This window comes from Rudaea cellulosilytica DSM 22992 (genome assembly GCF_000378125.1).
GTDB lineage: Bacteria > Pseudomonadota > Gammaproteobacteria > Xanthomonadales > Rhodanobacteraceae > Rudaea > Rudaea cellulosilytica.
On the sequence record NZ_KB899243.1, the window covers coordinates 273,389 to 290,990 of the forward strand.

13 protein-coding genes are annotated in these 17,602 nt (G+C 65.7%); 3 read left to right on the plus strand and 10 right to left on the minus strand.

Translation table 11 applies throughout. From position 1 onward, the window contains the following. Positions 1–61 precede the first annotated feature (61 nt). Entirely contained in the window at positions 62–1,366 is a 1,305-nt protein-coding gene (locus F455_RS0115800; protein WP_018974289.1) for a PP2C family protein-serine/threonine phosphatase, read from the plus strand. A 37-nt stretch (positions 1,367–1,403) separates the two neighbouring features. Continuing rightward, positions 1,404–2,753 carry a pyridoxal phosphate-dependent decarboxylase family protein gene (locus F455_RS0115805; protein ID WP_018974290.1) on the plus strand — a complete coding sequence of 450 codons (1,350 nt, stop codon included), beginning with the start codon at positions 1,404–1,406 and terminating at the stop codon, positions 2,751–2,753. Positions 2,754–2,814: 61 nt separating this feature from the next. Here F455_RS0115805 and F455_RS0115810 read toward each other — a convergent pair whose 3' ends face one another. The 9 genes from F455_RS0115810 to leuS form a co-directional block, all read right to left on the minus strand. Beyond that, positions 2,815–6,759, minus strand: a complete 3,945-nt coding sequence (locus F455_RS0115810) for a YhdP family protein (RefSeq protein WP_018974291.1) — start codon at positions 6,757–6,759, stop codon at positions 2,815–2,817. A 27-nt stretch (positions 6,760–6,786) separates the two neighbouring features. Then, positions 6,787–8,331, minus strand: coding sequence for a ribonuclease G (gene rng, locus F455_RS0115815; RefSeq protein WP_018974292.1), 1,545 nt, complete (start codon positions 8,329–8,331; stop codon positions 6,787–6,789). An 86-nt stretch (positions 8,332–8,417) separates the two neighbouring features. Next, on the minus strand, positions 8,418–8,990 hold the full coding sequence (locus F455_RS0115820) for a Maf family protein (protein ID WP_018974293.1): 573 nt from the start codon (positions 8,988–8,990) through the stop codon (positions 8,418–8,420). 36 nt (positions 8,991–9,026) lie between these two features. Next, entirely contained in the window at positions 9,027–9,497 is a 471-nt protein-coding gene (gene rlmH / locus F455_RS0115825; RefSeq protein WP_018974294.1) for a 23S rRNA (pseudouridine(1915)-N(3))-methyltransferase RlmH, read from the minus strand. A gap of 58 nt (positions 9,498–9,555) precedes the next feature. After that, positions 9,556–9,972 carry a ribosome silencing factor gene (gene rsfS / locus F455_RS21135; RefSeq protein ID WP_425413746.1) on the minus strand — a complete coding sequence of 139 codons (417 nt, stop codon included), beginning with the start codon at positions 9,970–9,972 and terminating at the stop codon, positions 9,556–9,558. 260 nt (positions 9,973–10,232) lie between these two features. Next, a complete protein-coding gene (gene nadD / locus F455_RS0115835) occupies positions 10,233–10,880 on the minus strand; it encodes a nicotinate-nucleotide adenylyltransferase (RefSeq protein ID WP_018974296.1) in 648 nt (215 codons plus the stop codon). 58 nt (positions 10,881–10,938) lie between these two features. Continuing rightward, complete coding sequence (gene holA / locus F455_RS0115840; protein ID WP_018974297.1) at positions 10,939–11,964, minus strand: DNA polymerase III subunit delta; 1,026 nt, start codon at positions 11,962–11,964, stop codon at positions 10,939–10,941. Positions 11,965–11,983: 19 nt separating this feature from the next. Further along, the gene (locus F455_RS22225) at positions 11,984–12,490 is read right to left on the minus strand and encodes an LPS-assembly lipoprotein LptE (RefSeq protein ID WP_169337361.1); all 507 of its coding nucleotides are present in this window, start codon (positions 12,488–12,490) and stop codon (positions 11,984–11,986) included. A gap of 5 nt (positions 12,491–12,495) precedes the next feature. Continuing rightward, positions 12,496–15,219, minus strand: coding sequence for a leucine--tRNA ligase (gene leuS, locus F455_RS23660; protein WP_026293446.1), 2,724 nt, complete (start codon positions 15,217–15,219; stop codon positions 12,496–12,498). 191 nt (positions 15,220–15,410) lie between these two features. Here leuS and F455_RS0115855 point away from each other — a divergent pair, with 191 nt between their 5' ends. Further along, on the plus strand, positions 15,411–16,472 hold the full coding sequence (locus F455_RS0115855; protein ID WP_018974300.1) for a glycerophosphodiester phosphodiesterase: 1,062 nt from the start codon (positions 15,411–15,413) through the stop codon (positions 16,470–16,472). Between the two features lie 114 nt (positions 16,473–16,586). Here F455_RS0115855 and F455_RS21145 read toward each other — a convergent pair whose 3' ends face one another. Then, positions 16,587–17,435, minus strand: a complete 849-nt coding sequence (locus F455_RS21145; RefSeq protein WP_169337362.1) for a hypothetical protein — start codon at positions 17,433–17,435, stop codon at positions 16,587–16,589. Positions 17,436–17,602 lie beyond the last annotated feature (167 nt).

The following is a 17,602-nucleotide window of genomic DNA, read 5'->3' on the forward strand; positions in this document are numbered from 1 at the left end:
GCAGAGTAGGTAAATCAGAGGTTCCCTTGGCGTAAACAGGGCGGCGCGCGACAATGGGCGCATGCCCTCTGCCATCGACCTGTTCGACCGCGTCCTCAAGCTCAGCGTGTTCGACGGCGACTCGCGCAGCGGCTTGCTCGCCGCGCACGCCTATTTCAGCGGCGATTTTCCGGATTGTTCGCTCGCGCTGCTTTTCTCGCGCGGCCAGGGCGCGGGGCGCTGCCGCCTCGCCGGCCTGATCGGGCCGGACGGCACCGAACACGTCGCCAATCTCGATCCGATCAATGCGCGCAACAGCCTGCCGTTGTTCGACGATGCCCTCGCTGGCCGCCTGATCTCATTGCCGCAGCCACACGTTGTCGGCGTATCTCCGCGCGAACGTGGACTGCCGCTCGCTCAAGCGCTGTTCGCGCCCGCGGCCGTGCTTGCGCTGCCGATCGCGAACTCGGGCGAGGTCTCGCATTGGCTTGTATTCGGTTCGACGCTCGCCGGGCGTTTCGACGGCGTCGATCTCGAACGCGCGATGCTGCACGTCAATCTCGCCTCGAATCTGATCCGCGGACCGATTGCACTGCGCGAACTGACCCGCGAGACCGAACGCCAGCGCCACGAAATCGAAAGCCTCGCCGATATCCAGAAGCTGCTGCTGCCCGACAACCCGCGCATCCGTGGCCTCGACTACGCCGTGCACTGGCAACCCGCCGCAACCGCAGCCGGCGATTATTATGAAATGAGCAACCTCACCGCGGTCGTCGCGACCGATATTCCCGCGAGCGAAGATGCGGATGTCTGGGGCGTGATCGTCGGCGACGTTTCCGGCCACGGCGTCGCGGCCGCAGCCGAGGCAATGCAGTTCGACGCGATCCTGCGCACCTACCAGGGCGGCGACGGCGAACCGCCGGCCAACGTGATCAGCTACGCCAATCGCCACTTCTTCTCGCGTCGCAGCCGCGGCCGTTTCATGACCGTATTCGCCCTGCTCTACCGGCCCGATGCGCGCCTGCTGAGCTTTCTCTCGGCCGGTCATCCGCCGCTGCTGCTGCGTCGCGACGGCGACGTCTCGCTGCTCGGCGAAGCCGACCAGATCCCGCTCGGCGTGCTACCCGATTTTGCCTACGCCAACAACGCGCACGACGCGCGCCACGGCGATGTCTTCGTGCTCTACACCGACGGTATCGTCGAAGCGCGCGATGCACGCGGGCGCCAATTCAGCACGGAACGTCTGCGCCGCCTGGTTGGCGCAGCCGATGCCGGTGTATCCGCGCAGGCACTGCGCGACACCCTCGTTGCCGCCGTGCACGAGCATCAGGGCGGCGCGGTCGGCAACGACGACCAGACCCTGCTCGTGTTGCGCATCGCGCATTGACCGAAATGCAGCTCATCGACCAAACGGGAAATCGAAGATGAAGGAATTGCTGCAAGACGTCGCCAGCCGCGCCTCGAGCTATCTGCAGTCGCTGCAGGAACGCAAGGTCGCGCCCGATCCGGCCGCGGTCGCGGCGCTTGCGGCATTCGACGGCGAACTTCCAAACGCGCCGACCGATCCACACGAAGTGCTCGCGTTGCTCGACACGATCGGTTCGCCGGCGACGATGGCGATGGCCGGGCCGCGATTCTTCGGCTTCGTGATCGGCGGCGCCCTGCCCGCCGCGCTTGCCGCCGACTGGCTGACCGCGGCCTGGGACCAGAACTCCGCGCTGTACAACGCAACGCCGGCGACTGCGCGTCTCGAGCAGACCGCGCTGCGCTGGCTGCTCGAATTGTTCGACCTGCCGCGCACTGCCGGCGGCGCCTTCGTCACCGGCGCCAACGTGGCGAACTTCGTCGCGCTCGCGGCCGCGCGCCACGCCGTGCTCGAACGCGCGGGCTGGAAGGTCGAAGCCGACGGCCTGTTCGGCGCGCCGCCGATCACGGTCGTCGTCGGCGCCGAAGCGCATCCGACGCTGATCAAGTCGCTCGGCATGCTCGGCCTCGGCCGCAATCGCGTCGTGCGCATTCCGGTCGATGCGCAGGGACGCTTGCGCGTCGATGCGTTGCCGCAGTTGTCCGGGCCCGCGATCGTCTGCGCGCAGGTCGGCAACGTCAACACGGGCGCGTGCGACGCGGTCGGCGAGATCCGCGCGCGCATCGGGTCGGATGCCTGGCTGCATGTCGATGGCGCATTCGGCTTGTGGGCGCGTGCGACGCAAGCGCACGCGCATCTCGTCGTCGGCGTCGAAACGGCGGACTCCTGGGCGACCGACGCGCACAAATGGCTCAACGTGCCCTACGACAGCGGCATCGCGTTCGTGCGCGATGCGGTAGCGCTGAGCGCGTCGATGGCGATCACCGCCGAGTACCTGCCGACGACGAGCGCGTGGCGCAATCCGTCCGACTTCACTCCGGAGCTGTCGCGCCGCGCGCGCGGCGTGCCGGTGTGGGCCGCGCTGCGCAGCCTCGGCCGCAGCGGCGTCGGGGAAATGATCGAACGCCACTGCCGTCAAGCACTCCGTTTTGCCGAGGCTCTGCGCGCCGCCGGGTTCGACGTGCTCAACGAGATCGCGCTCAACCAGGTGCTCGTCGCGTTCGGCGACGCACAGCGCACCCAGCGCGTCGTCGCCGCGCTGCAGGAGGAAGGCACCTGCTGGTGCGGCGGCACGGTCTGGCGGGGCCGCACCGCGATGCGCATCAGCGTTTCGTCCTGGGCGACGACCGACGCAGACGTCGAGCGCAGCATCGAGGCGATGATCCGCGTGGCCAACGCTACTGCCTAATCGCCCAACTGCAGTCTTCTGCGCGGCAGCGGTGGTCACGCTGCGGGCGTGATGCCCGCCGTCACTTCGTCGCAGGCTTCGCCGTTTCGCTTTCCGCCTTCGGCACGCGCCGGCTGCCGAGCTTGACGATCTCGGGTTTGTCCCAGCTGCCACTGACCTTGTACTCGGACTGCGTGGCCTGGTTGATCGCCTTGCCGAGCACGCCGCCGACCAAAGCGCCGGCCGCGGCGCCGACCGGGCCGCCGACCAGCGCACCGGCACCGGCGAACACGGTGGCGCCGACATGCGGCGTGACTTCGACGCGCATGTCCCAGACGCTGGTCTTCAGACCGATCGCGCCCTTGATGCGCATGTCCGCGGTCGGGCTCTTCACTTCGAAGCCGTCGCTGTAGGCATAGCCGTCGGTCATCGTGAACACGCCTTGTGCGGAATCGAAGCTGAAACCCTTGTTGAACAGGTCGCCGAAGTCGAACGCGAGCCGGCGCGGCAGCGCGGCGAGGTTGACCAATCCGGCCAGCCGCCCCGCGCCAGGGTCGAGGTTCGGGATGCGCCCATCGGCGATCTTCATGTGCAGCGCACCGCCGTTGATGCGGTTGAGTGCGAACGCCGACGGCGTGCCGGCCCAGCTCGCGTCGATCGACGCAGTGATCTCACCGCCGGCGAGCTTGCCGCCGTAACCGAGCGCGTCGAGCATCGCGCCGAAATCGCGCGCCTTGAGTTCGATGCCGAAGGTCGAGCGGTGGAAACCGTTCTTGCGCGTCCACACGCCGTGCGCCTTCATATCGATGTCTTTCGAATGCGTGTTGACCTTGTCCAGACTCATGCCATCGGCCATCGGCTTTGTCTCCACCGAGGCCGCGCCATAGCTGGCCTTGCCGAGGCGGAAGTCGCCGATGTCGATGCGCAGCGGCGGGATCGCCGCGGGATTGAGCGAGTCGTCGCGCACGTCACCGACCGCGGCGGCATTCGCCGGCGCTTCGGGCGATTCGGGCCAGTGCAGACGCTTGAAGTCGGCGACGATCGTGCTCGTGCGCAGGTTCTTCTTCGGCACGGTCAGGCTGCCTTCGATGCGCGCGCCTTCGAAGTCGACGCGCACGGCATCGGCGCCGAAACCGACGCGCACTTTTGCGTCGCCGAAGTCACGCTCCCAGGCGACGAGCGAGGCGGTACGGACATCGACACTGCGCAGCACATCGCCACCGCTCCCGCCGTCCATACCGTCCGCAGCGAAACTCATCCAGCCGGACAGATCCACCTCGCGCGCCGCGCCGCCAATCGCGATGCCGGACTTCGGCAGCACGCCGGTCGCTTCGCCGCCGAAGATCACGTTCGCCGCGAACGGTGCGGTCGGCGTCGGCAGTCTCCCGCGCAGGTTGACGATGTCGCCGAGGCTTGCGTCGATGCTCGCGCCGAGCGGCGGCAGGCCAACCACGAGCTTGAGCGGCAGAGCGCTGTCGGCGGACTTCTTCAGCGGTACGGGCAGGTCGATGCCGATGCCGCGCAGATCCGAAGTCAGGGCCACGCGCTGGCCGCTGTCCGTCGCCTTGGCTTTGTCGGCACCGTCGCGGTCGATGCTGAATTGAGCGCTCCAGTTCGCCTCGCCAGAGAGATATTTCTTGTAGTCCTTGAGCGTCGAGGCGTAGCTATCGATCAGCTCGCTCGCCGGCAGGCGCGCGTCGACCCTGCCTTCGACGACATGCTTCGTATCGCCGACGTAATCGCCGATCGCGAGCGAGAGCTTCGCCGGCTTGCCCTTGAATGTGGTCGCGAGTGCATCCGCGGAAAACCCGCTGCGGTTGAAGCGCAGCGGTCCCGAGGCCTTGTCGAATTTCAGATCGTATTTCGCATCGGCAAGATCGGCATCGGCGAGTTGTACCTTGCCGTCGATCTGGAAATTCTCGATCGGCTTCATCGGCGCGCGCAGAGCGAAGTCGACCTTGCCCTGGCCGCCGACGTCGACGCCGAGCAGCGGCGCCGCGAATTTCGTGCCGAGCGGCGACGCCTTGACGAAACCGAGCAGGTCGCGACCGCCGCCCTGCGCATTCGCCGTGACCTCGAGCGTGCCCTCGCCGTAGTCGCTGATGTCGACGCTCGCCTTGCCGACTTTGACACCTTGCAGGTTTCCGCCGTCGGTGTCGGCGTGCAGCCCTGCGTTGACGAAACCGACGAGCGCGTGCGCATGTTCGATCGCCGGCCAGTCGCCGAGATAGCGGAAGCGCAGGTCGGCGACATCCGCGCTGGCTTCGAAGCGGCCCGCGTTGTTGCGGAACGGCCAGTCGGCGAGATTGCCGCGGAACACCGCGCGTCCGCCGGTGACCTGACCCGCGTCGAGCGCACGATCGAGCCATTCGATCGCGTGCGGCGACATCACGCCCAGCGGCCAGAAACGCTTCGCCGCGCCCACGTCGGCGTGGTTAACGACGGCGGCGACGTCGAGCGCCGGCTTGCCGCCGGCATCGAAGAGATCGGCTGCGCCACGCAATTCACCGCCGTAGCTTTTGCCCGGCATCGTGTTCTCGAATTGCAACGCGCCGGTCTCGATGCGCCAGGCATCGTCGGCGTGATACGCGCTGACGCTGCCGTGGAACTCGGCGAAACTCAGCGGCTCGCGAAACACTTTCGGCAACAGCAACGCGAACGCATTGTGCTGCGGCAGATCGAACGTAATCGCATCCTGGTCGGCGAACAGCTGGCCGGAAACGCCGCTCGCGCCGGGTATCTTGCCGAACGCGTGCGCGGCGAGGCCGTCGAGCTGCGCGGCGGCGTCGAAATCGGTCGCATCGGCAAAACGCAGCATCGCGCGCGCGAGCATGCCCGACGGATTGCCCGCGTACAGCCAGCGGCGCAGGTCGACGGGCAGCGTGTCGATCAGCATCGCCGCGCTGGCGACGGTGCCGAGGTCGAGCGCGCCGATGGCAATCGTGTGCTCGGGCGTAGCGTAGTAGTCGCCAGCGGGATAGCGGCGGCGCAGGTGCAGTTCCGCCGGTGCCAGCGGTTCGCTCTGGCGGACGATCTTCAACTCGGCCACGTCGGCGCTGAAGCCGTCCTCCTCGCGGCGCCAGCGCGCGCCGAAGGCGAGGCGGTCGATACCGACATGCGGCAGGAAGTCGCGCTTGTCGTCAAGCTTGATCGAGGTGTGCGTGGTCAGCACGAGATTGGCAAGATCAACCTCGGCGCGTACCTCGCTGACCTCGCCGGCCTTGAGCCACGCCCAGACCTGCAGCTTGCCGCCGCCGTGGTCGACGACGAGGCCGGCGAGCGGATAGTTGCGCAGTACCGCGGCGAGGTCGATGTCGGCGCCGCCGAGGTAGGCACTGCCATCGCGTTTGCCACGATCGTATTCGACCACCGCGTTCACCGGCGCGGAGTCGTTCTGCAGATTCCTCACGCGCGCGAGCACGCGCAGGAAATCGCCGTGCGCGGTCAGACGCAATTCGTCGGCGCCGAGCTTGAAATGCTTGTCGTTCGGCAGGTCGTCGACGTTGAGCCTCGCGTCGCGCACGACGACGGTGCCCAGGCTGAACAACGGGCTGTCATTGAGATCCTGGTTGCTGCTGGCCGCATCGCCGGTGTCGAGACCACGCAGCCGCCATTCACCCTGGACGTCGCGCACGAGGTCGAGCTCGATCCCCGACAGATGGATCTCGGTCCAGCTCGCGCGCGGCCGCGCCCAGGCGAAGAAGTTGATCTTCAGGCCGGCGCTGGCGAAGTCCAGTGTCTGCCCTTCCGCTGCCTTGGCCGCCGCCGGCATCACGCCGAGATGCACGCCGGTCAGGTTGAGCAACGGTCCGGTGCGTTCCCAGCGCGCGTCGAGTCGATCGATCGTCACCGGTCGATTCAGTGTCTCGGCGAGCTTGGCGCTGACCCATTCGGGGTGATTCGTCAACCACGGCAGAACGACAAGCTGGGTCACGCTGCTCACGATCGCCATCAGGATCGCGAACGTCGCCAGCAGCCGGAACAGCCACCATTGCGCACGGTGCAGATGGCGGCGCCAGGGCGTCATGGGCGACGTTCGCCGGACGACCTGCGGTTACAGCAGCACCACATCGTACTGCTCCTGCGCGTAGTGCTCCTCGGCCTGGAAGCGGATCGTCTTGCCGGTGAATTCCTCCAGTTCCGCCACCGAACCCGACTCCTCGTCGAGGATGCGCGTGACCACCTTCTGCGCGGCAAGCACGAGCAGGCTGGATGCCTCGAACTGGCGCACCGCGCGCGTGATTTCGCGGAAGATTTCGTAGGTCACCGTCTCGGCGGTCTTGACGTTGCCACGGCCGTCGCAAGCCGGGCATGGCTCGCACAGCTGGCGTTCGAGACTCTCGGTCGTGCGCTTGCGCGTCATCTCGACCAGGCCCAGGCTCGACATCTCGTACACGGTCGTCTTGGCGTGATCGTGGGCGAGCGATTTCTCCAGCATGCGCAGCACCTGGCGCTTGTGTTCGGCGTCGGTCATGTCGATGAAGTCGATAATGATGATGCCACCGAGGTTGCGCAGGCGCAGTTGGCGTGCAGCCGCCTGCGCCGCCTCGAGGTTGGTCTTGTACACCGTCTCCTCGAGGTTGCGATGGCCGAGGAACGCGCCGGTGTTGACGTCGATCGTGGTCATTGCCTCGGTCTGGTCGACAATCAGGTAGCCGCCCGACTTCAATGGCACTTCCTTCTTGAGCGCACGCTGAATCTCGTCCTCGACGCCGTACAGGTCGAAGATCGGCCGCTCGCCTGAATAGAGTTCGATGCGCTCGGCCAGCGCCGGCATGAATTTCTGCGTGAACGCGATGGTTTTCTCGTAGGTTTCGCGCGAATCGACGCGCACCTTCTCCACGTCCTCGCGCATCATGTCGCGCAGCGCGCGCAGCGGCAGGGCGAGTTCCTCGTAAACGCGTGCGCGCGGCTCGACGCGGCGCATGTTCTCCTGGACCACGCGCCAGACGCGGCCGAGATAGGCGACGTCATCGGCGAGCGCGTCGCGCGAAGCCCCCTCCGCATTCGTGCGGACGATATAGCCGAGCTGCGGGCCGAGGGTTACGGGCTGGGCAGCAGAGATATCACCGGCAACCGCAACGCCGGGTTGGGTCAACGCGGCGACCAGGTCCTTCAGGCGCACACGTTCGGCCTCGTCCTCGATGCGCACCGATACGCCGATCATCTTCGCGTAGGGCAACAGCACCAGGTAGCGCGAGGGGATCGACAGGTGTGTGGTCAGGCGCGCACCCTTGCTGCCGATCGGGTCCTTGACCACCTGAACGATGATGTCCTGGCCTTCGTGCACGAGTTCGCTGATCGGCGGCGTCGGCAGTGCGGCCGTCTCGCCGGACTCGCCTTCGTGACCGTCGCCGGTGCCTGTAGGCCCGGAGCGGACGATGTCGTTGGCGTGCAGGAACGCGGCGCGCTCCAGCCCCACCTCGACGAACGCCGCCTGCATTCCCGGCATCACCCGGCTGACGCGGCCGCGATAGATGTTGCCGACGTAACCGCGCTTGAGCGCGCGTTCGACATGCACTTCCTGCAGCACGCCATTTTCCACCACGCCGACGCGGGTTTCGCGCGGGGTGACGTTGATCAGGATTTCCTCAGACAAGGCCGCTGCTTCCGCAATTTTTCTCAACGCGTTTATAGCTTGGCCGGACGGGGCTTGTCGATCTTGCGCGCCGATCCGGAATAGGGTCAGCCGACGGAGATCCCGAAGCGGCGCAGCAGGACGCAAGTTTCGAACAACGGCAAACCCATCACCCCCGAATAGCTTCCATCAATGCGGCTGACGAAGGCAGCGGCGCGCCCCTGGATCGCATAGGCGCCCGCGCGCCCCGCCGGCTCGCCGCTGTCGACGTAGGCGGCGATGGTCGCTTCGTCGAGTTCGGCGAACGTGACCCGGGTGTGCGAAATCGCATGTTCCTCGCGCCCGGCATCGACCAGCCAGACCGCCGAGATCACCTCGTGGGTGCGGCCCGACAGCTTGCGCAGCATGGCGATCGCATGCGCGCGATCGGCGGGTTTGCCGAACACTTCGTCGTCGAGCACGACCTCGGTGTCGCCGCCGAGTACGACGACGCCCTGCTTTCCGCCCAGTTTCAGCAGCCCCGCGCCAGCCTTCTCGCGCGCGACGCGGCTGACGTAGTCCACCGGCGGCTCGCCCGGCGCGCGCACTTCGGCTAGGTCGAGCTGCACCATGCCGAAACGCACGCCGATCTGTTCCAGCAGTTCGCGGCGGCGCGGGGATTGCGAAGCGAGATAGAGCATGCCGCCAATTCTAGCCGACGCGGCGGAAATGAGCCCTCAAGCGCGATGGTACGGATGATTGCCGAGCAGACTCACCGCACGATAGAGCTGTTCGGCGATCAGGATGCGTACCAGCGGATGCGGCAACGTCGCCGGGCCGAGCGACCAAGTTTGGCTGGCACGCTCCAGCACCGCCGGGGCGAGGCCTTCGGGACCGCCAACGAGGAAGGCGAGATCGCGCCCGTCCATGCGCCAGCGCGCGAGCTGCTGCGCGAGCTGTTCGCTGCTGAACGCCTTGCCGCGACCGTCGAGCGCAATTATGTTCGCGCTCCTCGCAACTGCCGCGAGCATCAACGCGCCTTCATCGGCAACCACGCGCGCGGTGTCGTTGCTGCGCCCGCGCAGCTTGCTCGTGACTTCGACGAGCTGCAGCGGCAGCTCGTGCGACAGGCGCTTGGCGTATTCGTTATAGCCTTCGGTGACCCACGAAGGCATCTTCTCGCCGATGGCGATCAGCGTGGCACGCATGGTCCGTCGGCGATATGCGACAAGTTACGCGACATGGACCGCACCGAGGCGGATCGGATCAACCGACCGCCGCTGTCCGCGCCATGTCGTCGCCCACGGTCCACAGCCGCTCCAATCCGTAAAATTCGCGCACGCGCGGCAGCATGACGTGGATGATGATGTCGCCGAGGTCGACGAGCACCCATTCGGCCTCGCGCTGGCCCTCGATGCCGAGCGGCTGCATGCCGGCCTGCTTGGCGAATTTGACGACTTCATCGGCCAGCGACTTGACGTGACGGGTCGATGTGCCGCTCGCGACGATCATGAGGTCGGCGATCGAGGTCTTGCCGCGCACGTCGATCTCCTGCACGTTCTGCGCCTTGAGATCGTCGAGCGCGTCGAGCACGCGTACGCGCAGCAGCTCTACCGGATCGCTGGGCAGCTGGGGTTTTTTCGGTTTCGGTGCCGAGACTTTTTTCGGCTTCGCCGCGGCGATTTTCTTCGCGGGCTTCTTCGCCGGTTTGCTCGCCGCCTTGGCGACGGGCCTCTTCACGGCGGACTTGGATGCCGTCTTCTTGGCTGCGGATTTCGCGCCAGCCGCCTTGCGCGGCGCGCGGGTGGATTGGGTTTTGGTCGGAGTAGGCAAAAACGTATCACCTGGATTGAGTGCACAGGCGGGCTCGCACCCGCGCGGCCAGAATATACGCCGATTTGGCGTCGAGGGAAGTGTCGATTGGATGACGATCCGGCGGTGGTTCAGCCGTTGCGCCGATACGGTGCAAGGATTGCCGGATCGGCCAGCAGCGCCTCGGGAATCAGCCAGCGCGGCTCGCGCCCGGCCGCAAGCAGCGTGCGCACCTGGCTCGCTGAAATATCCAATGGCGTGACCGGGATGCTGAGTACCTTGCCGGCTGGAGTTTCCTGCAATTCGCGCGGCGAACGCGCGCGACGCGGCACCGCTTCGCCGACGAGCTCGCCCGACCACGGCTCGGTGCGCCCGGGGCGGGTCAGCATGACGATGTGGGCGAGGCGGAACAGTTGCCGCCACTCGCGCCAGGTCGGCAGCGAGCCGAATGCATCTGCGCCGACGAGCAGGATCAGCGGCTGCGCATCGCCGAATTCCACGCGCAGGCCGCGCAGCGTATCCACCGTGTAGGACGCGCCCTCGCGGCGCAACTCGCGCGTATCGACGACCAGGCGTGGCTGGCCGACGAGCGCGCGCTCGAGCATGTCCACGCGCTGCGCTGCCGAGGCGAGCGGCGCGGGCTTGTGCGGCGGCACGTGCGCGGGCATCAGGCGCACCTGTGCATCGAGCGCCTCGGCCGCCTCCCAGGCGACGCGCAGGTGGCCGTTGTGCACGGGATCGAAGGTACCGCCGAGGATGGCGATCGGTTTGCCGTTCATGCTGCCAGAGCGATTGCGCCGTCGTTGCTGGCGCATTGTATATTTTGCCGCATCCGCGTCATCCGACCTTCGCCAGCAACCCGGCTCGCGGCTGCGCGACTGCGACGAGCAGGCGTTCGAGTTCGAGCCAGGCGTCGCCAATACCGCGCCCCTTGCCGATGCGATCGACGCGGCCGGCCTGAATCAGGCATGCATCCCAGTGCGTGCGTGGCGCCCGCTCCAACGCGCGCCGGATGAGCCCTTCGCGTTGCTGCGGCCTGATGTATTCGGACTTGAGCCCCACTGCAATGCCACCGCGCGCGCTCGCGATGCGCGCGAGCATCTGCAATTGGTTCAAAGGCCAGCCGAGCAGGCCGATCGGATTTTCGCCCTCGGCGCGCAACCCGGCGAGGATGCGCAGCGCGCGCGCGGCGTCTCCCGCCAGTGCGGCGTCGAGCAACTTGAATACGTCGAAGCGCGTATCGTCCGCGACGCTGGCCTCGAGCATCTCAGCATCGAGCGTCGCGCCGGCATGCAGCAAAGCGAGCTTGTCGATCTCCTGCGCGGCGGCGAGCAGATTGCCTTCGATGCGCTCGGTCAGAAGATCGACCGCATCGGCGGTCATCTTCAGGCCGCGCGCGGCCGCCCTGGCACCGATCCATCCCGGCAATTCATCGGTTCTCAGCGGCCACACCTGAGTGAACACGCCGATGCGATCGACCGCCTGGCTCCAGGCGGTTTCGTGCTTCTTGCTCCATTCCTGCGCAGTGATCAGCAGCACCGTGTCGGGCGGCGGATTGGCGCAATACTCGATGATCGCTGCGCCGCCATCCTTGCCGGGCTTGCCGGTCGGTATGCGCAGATCGATCAGCTTGCGCGTGGCGAACAGGCTCATCGCACTCGCACTCTGCGCGAGCTGGTTCCAATCGAAGCTGTTGTCCGCGTCGAACACCTCGCGCTCGACGTAGCCGAGTTCGCGCGCGCGTGCGCGCAGCGCATCGGCCGCTTCAAGCAGGAGCAGGTGCTCTTCGCCGGCGAGCAAATAGACGGACTTGAGCTCGCCCGTCGCGATTTGCTTGCGCAGCGCCGGTAACGGTGTCGGCATTTTGCGTGTACGCGCGGATCTACTTCGCCAGGCGCCGCTCGACCGAATCGATCTTGCGCATCACCGCCTGAGCCATGTCGCGCTCCATTTCGCGGCGGATCACGTCCTGCTGCGCACCTGCGCCGGCCGCCTGGGTCTGGTCGAAGGTATAGCTACGCGTCTGCTCGAGCGGCTGCTTTTCGAGCACGGTCTTGCCCGCGCCGTCGACGATCTCGAGATCGACGTGATAGACCATGTTGAACTCGTTCACGCGCGCGTTGGCGCCGACCGAGCCGACCAGATTCTGCATGTTGACGCCGGTCATGCGAATCTCGCCAACGCCCTCGCCTGCCGCGGTCGCAATCGTCGCGCCGGCGCGCTTCATCGCGTCCTCGACGCTGCGCTTGAGCGGGCCGGCCGGATCGGAGCTGGTCACGACCACGCGCTGCAGTTCCGGCGTGAGCTTGACCTCTCCGCGCAGGTGGAAACCGCAGGCGCCGAGCGAAAGCGCGGCCAGCACGGCAAGGGAACGAACGATCGTCTGCATGCGCATCATCCTACGACAATATTTACGATCTTACCCGGCACGATGATGATTTTCTTCACCGTCTGCCCGGCAACGAACTTGATGACGCCTTCATCGGCCAGCGCGGCTTGCTCGATTTCTTCGCGCGCCGCATTGACCGCGACTTCGATCTGCCCGCGCAGCTTGCCGTTGACCTGCACCGCGAGCGTCACCGCATCCTTGGCCAGTGCGGCCGGATCGGCCTTCGGCCACGCCACGTCGATGACCGGCTCCGTGTGGCCGAGTGCGGCCCACAGCGCGTGGCCGATGTGCGGCGTGATCGGGTTGAGCAGCAGCACGATCGCCTCGAACGCCTCGTGGCGCACGGCTCCGCCCTGATCGCTCATGTCGTCGAACTTGCCGACGGCATTGAGCAGTTCCATCACCGCCGCGATCGCGGTGTTGAACGACAGGCGGCGGCCATAGTCGTCGCTTACCTTCGCGATCGTCTCGTGGATCTGCCGGCGCAGCGTCTTCTGCGTGGCGTTGAGCATGCGTGGATCAACTTCGGGATGATCAGGCTGGGCGACATGCGCATGCAGGTCGCGCCACAGGCGGCGCAGGAAGCGCGCCATGCCTTCGACGCCGGCCTCGCGCCAGTCGAGCGAATGCTCGGGCGGTGCGGCAAACATCGAGAACAGGCGCACCGTGTCGGCGCCGAACTTCGACACCATCGCCTGCGGATCGACGCCGTTGTTCTTCGACTTCGACATCTTCTCGATGCCGCCGATCTGCACCGGCTTGCCGTCGCTCTTGAGAATCGCGCCGACGATGCGCGCCTTGTCGTCGCGCTGGATCTCGACATCGGCCGGATTGATCCAGTCGCGATTGCCGTTCGCATCTTCGCGGTAGAACGTCTCGGCGATGACCATGCCCTGGCAGAGCAAATTCGTCGCCGGCTCGTCGCTGTGCACGAGGCCCGCATCGCGCATGAGCTTGTGATAGAAACGGAAGTACAGCAGATGCAGGATCGCATGCTCGATGCCGCCGATGTACTGATCGACCGGCAGCCAGTAGTTCGCGCGCTCGTCGACCTGGGTCTTCGCACCGGGCGAGGTGTAGCGCGCGTAGTACCAGCTCGACTCCATGAACGTATCGAACGTGTCGGTCTCGCGCTCGGCCGGTCCGCCGCACTGCGGGCAGGTGGTCTTGCGCCAGTTCGGATCGGCTTTGATCGGCGACTGCACGCCCATGAACTGCACGTCTTCGGGCAGCACGACCGGCAGCTGGTCCTCGGGCACCGGCACCGCGTCGCACTTCGGACAGTAGACGATCGGAATCGGGCAGCCCCAATAGCGCTGGCGCGAAACGCCCCAGTCGCGCAGGCGGTAATTGATCCGCTTCGCTCCCTTGCCTTCGCGCTGCAGTTTCTCCGCGAGGTAGTCGAACGCCTCACGGTAATTCTTGCCGTCGAGCTCGCCCGAGTTCACGACCGTGCCGTACTCGGTGTAGGCGCCGTCGGTGATGATCTTGTTCTCGAAATCCTCGACGATGCTGAGCGCGCTCGGCGCCTCGACCACGTCGATCGCGCGGCTCTGGCCGAGCGCGGCGGACATCGGATCCTGGTTGCCTTCGGCCTCGCGGCCGAGCTCGCGGATCGCATCACGCACGGCATCGCTGACGATGACCATCTTGATCAGCAAGTCGTACTTGGTCGCGAATTCCCAGTCGCGCTCGTCGTGGCCGGGCACGGCCATCACCGCGCCGGTGCCATAGCCCATCAGCACGAAGTTCGCGACCCAAATCGGCAGCTTTTCGCCGCTGATCGGATGGATCGCATGCAGGCCGGTTTCGACGCCCTTCTTCTCCGCCGTCTCGACGACGGCTTCGGAGGCGGCGACATGGCGGCATTCCTCGATGAATGCGCTCAGTTTCGGATTCGTCTTCGCCGCCTGCAACGCGAGCGGATGCTCGGGCGCGATCGACAGGAAGGTGACGCCCATCAGCGTGTCCGGGCGCGTCGTGAACACGGTCAACGGCTCACTCTCGCCCTCGACGCCGAACTGGATTTCCAGGCCTTCCGAGCGGCCGATCCAGTTGCGCTGCATCGTCTTGACCGCATCGGGCCAGCCGGGCAGCTTGTCGAGGCCGTCGAGCAATTGATCGGCGTAGTCGGTGATCTTGAGGAACCACTGCGGGATCTCGCGCCGCTCCACGAGCGCACCGGTGCGCCAGCCGCGGCCGTCGATCACTTGTTCGTTGGCGAGCACGGTCTGGTCGACCGGGTCCCAGTTCACCACCGAATTTTTGCGGTAAGCCAGACCTTTCTTGAACAGGCGCACGAACATGCGCTGCTCGTGCACGTAGTAGTCCGGGCGGCAGGTGGCAAATTCGCGCGACCAATCGATCGCGTAGCCCATCGTTTTGAGCTGCGCGCGCATGTGGTCGATGTTGGCGTAGGTCCACTTCGCCGGCGCGGTATTGTTCTTGATCGCCGCGTTCTCCGCGGGCAGGCCGAACGCGTCCCAACCCATCGGCTGCAGCACGTTCTTGCCGAGCATGCGCTGGTAGCGACTGATGACGTCGCCGATCGTGTAGTTGCGCACGTGGCCCATGTGCAGCGCACCCGACGGGTACGGCAGCATCGACAGGCAGAAGAACTTCGGCTTCGAGGGGTCTTCCTTCACCTCGAAGGCGCGACTCTCGTTCCAGAATTTCTGTGCCGCGGCTTCGACGGCGGCAGGGTCGTAGAGGTTTTCTTGTTCTTGCATGACGAGAATGAGGCGCGTCTGCGCGCCGTTGGCGGGTCGCGCAGGGTAGCGCAGCGGGGCGGCCGGCGCCATCGCTGGCAGCGGCGCCATTCAGGCTGGCGCGGCACGCCTGACGCCATTTTTTCACGTTCGCGCGCTATTCTGCCCGTATGCTTAGACTCCGATTCGCCGCCCTGATCGCCCTCGCCTGCATGGCCGTTCCCACCGCCGACGCCGCGCCGCCCGCGAAACCGCTCGCGGACAAGGTGCTCGTCCTCGGCCACCGAGGCGCGAGCGCATTGCGCCCGGAGCATACGCTCGCCTCGTACGGCCAGGCGATCGACGATGGCGCCGATTTCGTCGAACCCGACCTCGTCATGACCCGTGACGGCGCCCTCGTCGCCCGCCACGAGAATGAGATCTCGGGCACGACCGACGTGGCGAAACACGCCGAATTCGCCGCGCGCAAGACGACCAAGACGATCGACGGCCAGTCGGTGACCGGCTGGTTCACCGAGGACTTCACGCTCGCCGAATTCAAGACGCTGCGCGCGAGCGAGCGCCTGCCCGAGCTGCGCCCGGGCAACGCGAAGTTCGACGGCCAGTTCGCCGTGCCGACGTTCGCGGAGATCATCGATTTCGTCGCCGCCGAATCGAAGAAGCGCGGCCGTGTGATCGGCATCTATCCCGAAATCAAGCATTCGACCTACTTCAAAGGCATCGGCCTGGCGATGGAAGACGCCGTGCTAGCCACGATCCGCAAGCACGCCTACACCGCAAGGACCGCGCCGCTGTTCATTCAGTCGTTCGAAATCGGCAATCTCAAATATCTGCGCGGCAAGCTCGGCGATCTGCCGAACGTCAAGTTGATCCAACTGCTCGGCGAAGCGAAGGAACAGCCCTACGATATCCTCGCGAGCAAACAGCCGCTGGACTACGCGCGGATGATGCAGCCGCAAGGACTAGCCAGCATCGCGAAATATGCGGACGCGATCGGCCCGAACAAGCTTTCGGTCATCCCGCGCACCGCCGACGGCACGCTCGGCTCGCCCACGGCGCTGGTCGCCGACGCGCACGCAGCAAAACTGCTCGTCCACCCTTGGACGTTCCGTCCTGAAAACAATTTCCTGCCGGCCGACATGCGCGCGCCGGGCACGCCGGCCACTCGCAACGAAGCCGGTCTCGTCACCGAAATTCGTGCCTATCTCGACGCCGGCATCGACGGTTTCTTCAGCGACGATCCGGTGCTGGGGCGCAAAGCGGTCGAGCGCTGAGACCCCACCCAAAGCGGCTCAGGATGGAAGATTCGCCTCATCTGTAATCGCGGCCGCGAAATCTCGAAGGGAAGAGAAACCCCGCGCGGAAAAAGGCATCGCCAAGCAAATAGTTCAATTCCGGCCAGGCTTCTGGATGGGCCCGATCTGATCGCGACCGTCGAAGCGCAAGCTGGCGAACTCTCCGTTCGCACGCACGTAGCTGAAAATGACCTGGATGCAGAACTCACCTTGAAAAACCTCGCGCCAATGCGGCAACTGAATGCCTTCGTAAACGACGATGTCGCCTGGTGCGAGATCGAGGGCATGGGTCTTGTCGCGCGCCTGCAAGCACAGCAACCACGGTGCGTCGGCCACGCAAGCCAGCGTCATCGACGCCGCGATTTCCGATTCACGTCGATCCACATGCCCGTCCAGGATCGATCCTTTTCCGTAGATGCGCAGATACGAATATGTCGGATGCAGCGGTTCGCCGACCACCGCTTCTATTTGCGGCTGCAGGCGCAGCAGCAGGCATTCGCCGAGCGCATCGGCATAGCGCGAGCGCGAAGCCGAAGACAGGATGCGCGTGTGCGTGTCCAAGGTGTAATAATCCGGATCGGCCGCCTGAAGGATCGCATAGTTGGCGAAGATGTTGGCCAATTCCGGGGAAATACCCTTGCGCATGAGGGCGAAGCCCTTATTCATGAAATTCGACCTGAGCCTGTCCTGCTTCATCGATAGCCTATCCACTGTTTCATTGTGCGTAATTCCTACCATCCGACGGAGATGCTGCCATGAGAACGAACAAAACCAAGCAGATGAAATCCCGGCAAACCGATCAATTGCTGCCTTTGCCGCCGGCGCCACGGCGCGCGGTGGCGGCAAAGGCCGCGACGGCGCAAGTCGCCGGAGCGTATGGCGGACCGACCGGTCCGAACTTCGAAGTCGACTGCGGCGTGGCTTCCCTGCTGCAATCGACATATGTTTCGCCGGCCGGAATTAGCCTGGGCTTGCTTGCCGTAGGCAAGGCTTTTCACGACGTTGCCTGCAGCCTCGATTCTGCAGATCCCAACAAAACCTTGCTTGCGGATGCGGCGACGCACATGTTCGCATTGAGTGCGCGCAAAGCCACACGCGTGAAGTAACCC

What these genes read in the sequence shown, in the direction of transcription:
- F455_RS0115855 (WP_018974300.1), top strand. Translation starts at nt 15,411, where the DNA reads ATGGCCGTTCCCACCGCCGACGCCGCGCCGCCCGCGAAACCGCTCGCG.
- F455_RS22225 (WP_169337361.1), bottom strand. Translation starts at nt 12,490, where the DNA reads ATGCAGACGATCGTTCGTTCCCTTGCCGTGCTGGCCGCGCTTTCGCTC.
- holA (WP_018974297.1), bottom strand. Translation starts at nt 11,964, where the DNA reads ATGCCGACACCGTTACCGGCGCTGCGCAAGCAAATCGCGACGGGCGAG.
- F455_RS0115810 (WP_018974291.1), bottom strand. Translation starts at nt 6,759, where the DNA reads ATGACGCCCTGGCGCCGCCATCTGCACCGTGCGCAATGGTGGCTGTTC.
- leuS (WP_026293446.1), bottom strand. Translation starts at nt 15,219, where the DNA reads ATGCAAGAACAAGAAAACCTCTACGACCCTGCCGCCGTCGAAGCCGCG.
- rlmH (WP_018974294.1), bottom strand. Translation starts at nt 9,497, where the DNA reads ATGCGTGCCACGCTGATCGCCATCGGCGAGAAGATGCCTTCGTGGGTC.
- F455_RS0115805 (WP_018974290.1), top strand. Translation starts at nt 1,404, where the DNA reads ATGAAGGAATTGCTGCAAGACGTCGCCAGCCGCGCCTCGAGCTATCTG.
- nadD (WP_018974296.1), bottom strand. Translation starts at nt 10,880, where the DNA reads ATGAACGGCAAACCGATCGCCATCCTCGGCGGTACCTTCGATCCCGTG.
- F455_RS21145 (WP_169337362.1), bottom strand. Translation starts at nt 17,435, where the DNA reads ATGTCGATTGCAGCAGGGAAGCCACGCCGCAGTCGACTTCGAAGTTCG.
- F455_RS0115800 (WP_018974289.1), top strand. Translation starts at nt 62, where the DNA reads ATGCCCTCTGCCATCGACCTGTTCGACCGCGTCCTCAAGCTCAGCGTG.
- F455_RS0115820 (WP_018974293.1), bottom strand. Translation starts at nt 8,990, where the DNA reads ATGCTCTATCTCGCTTCGCAATCCCCGCGCCGCCGCGAACTGCTGGAA.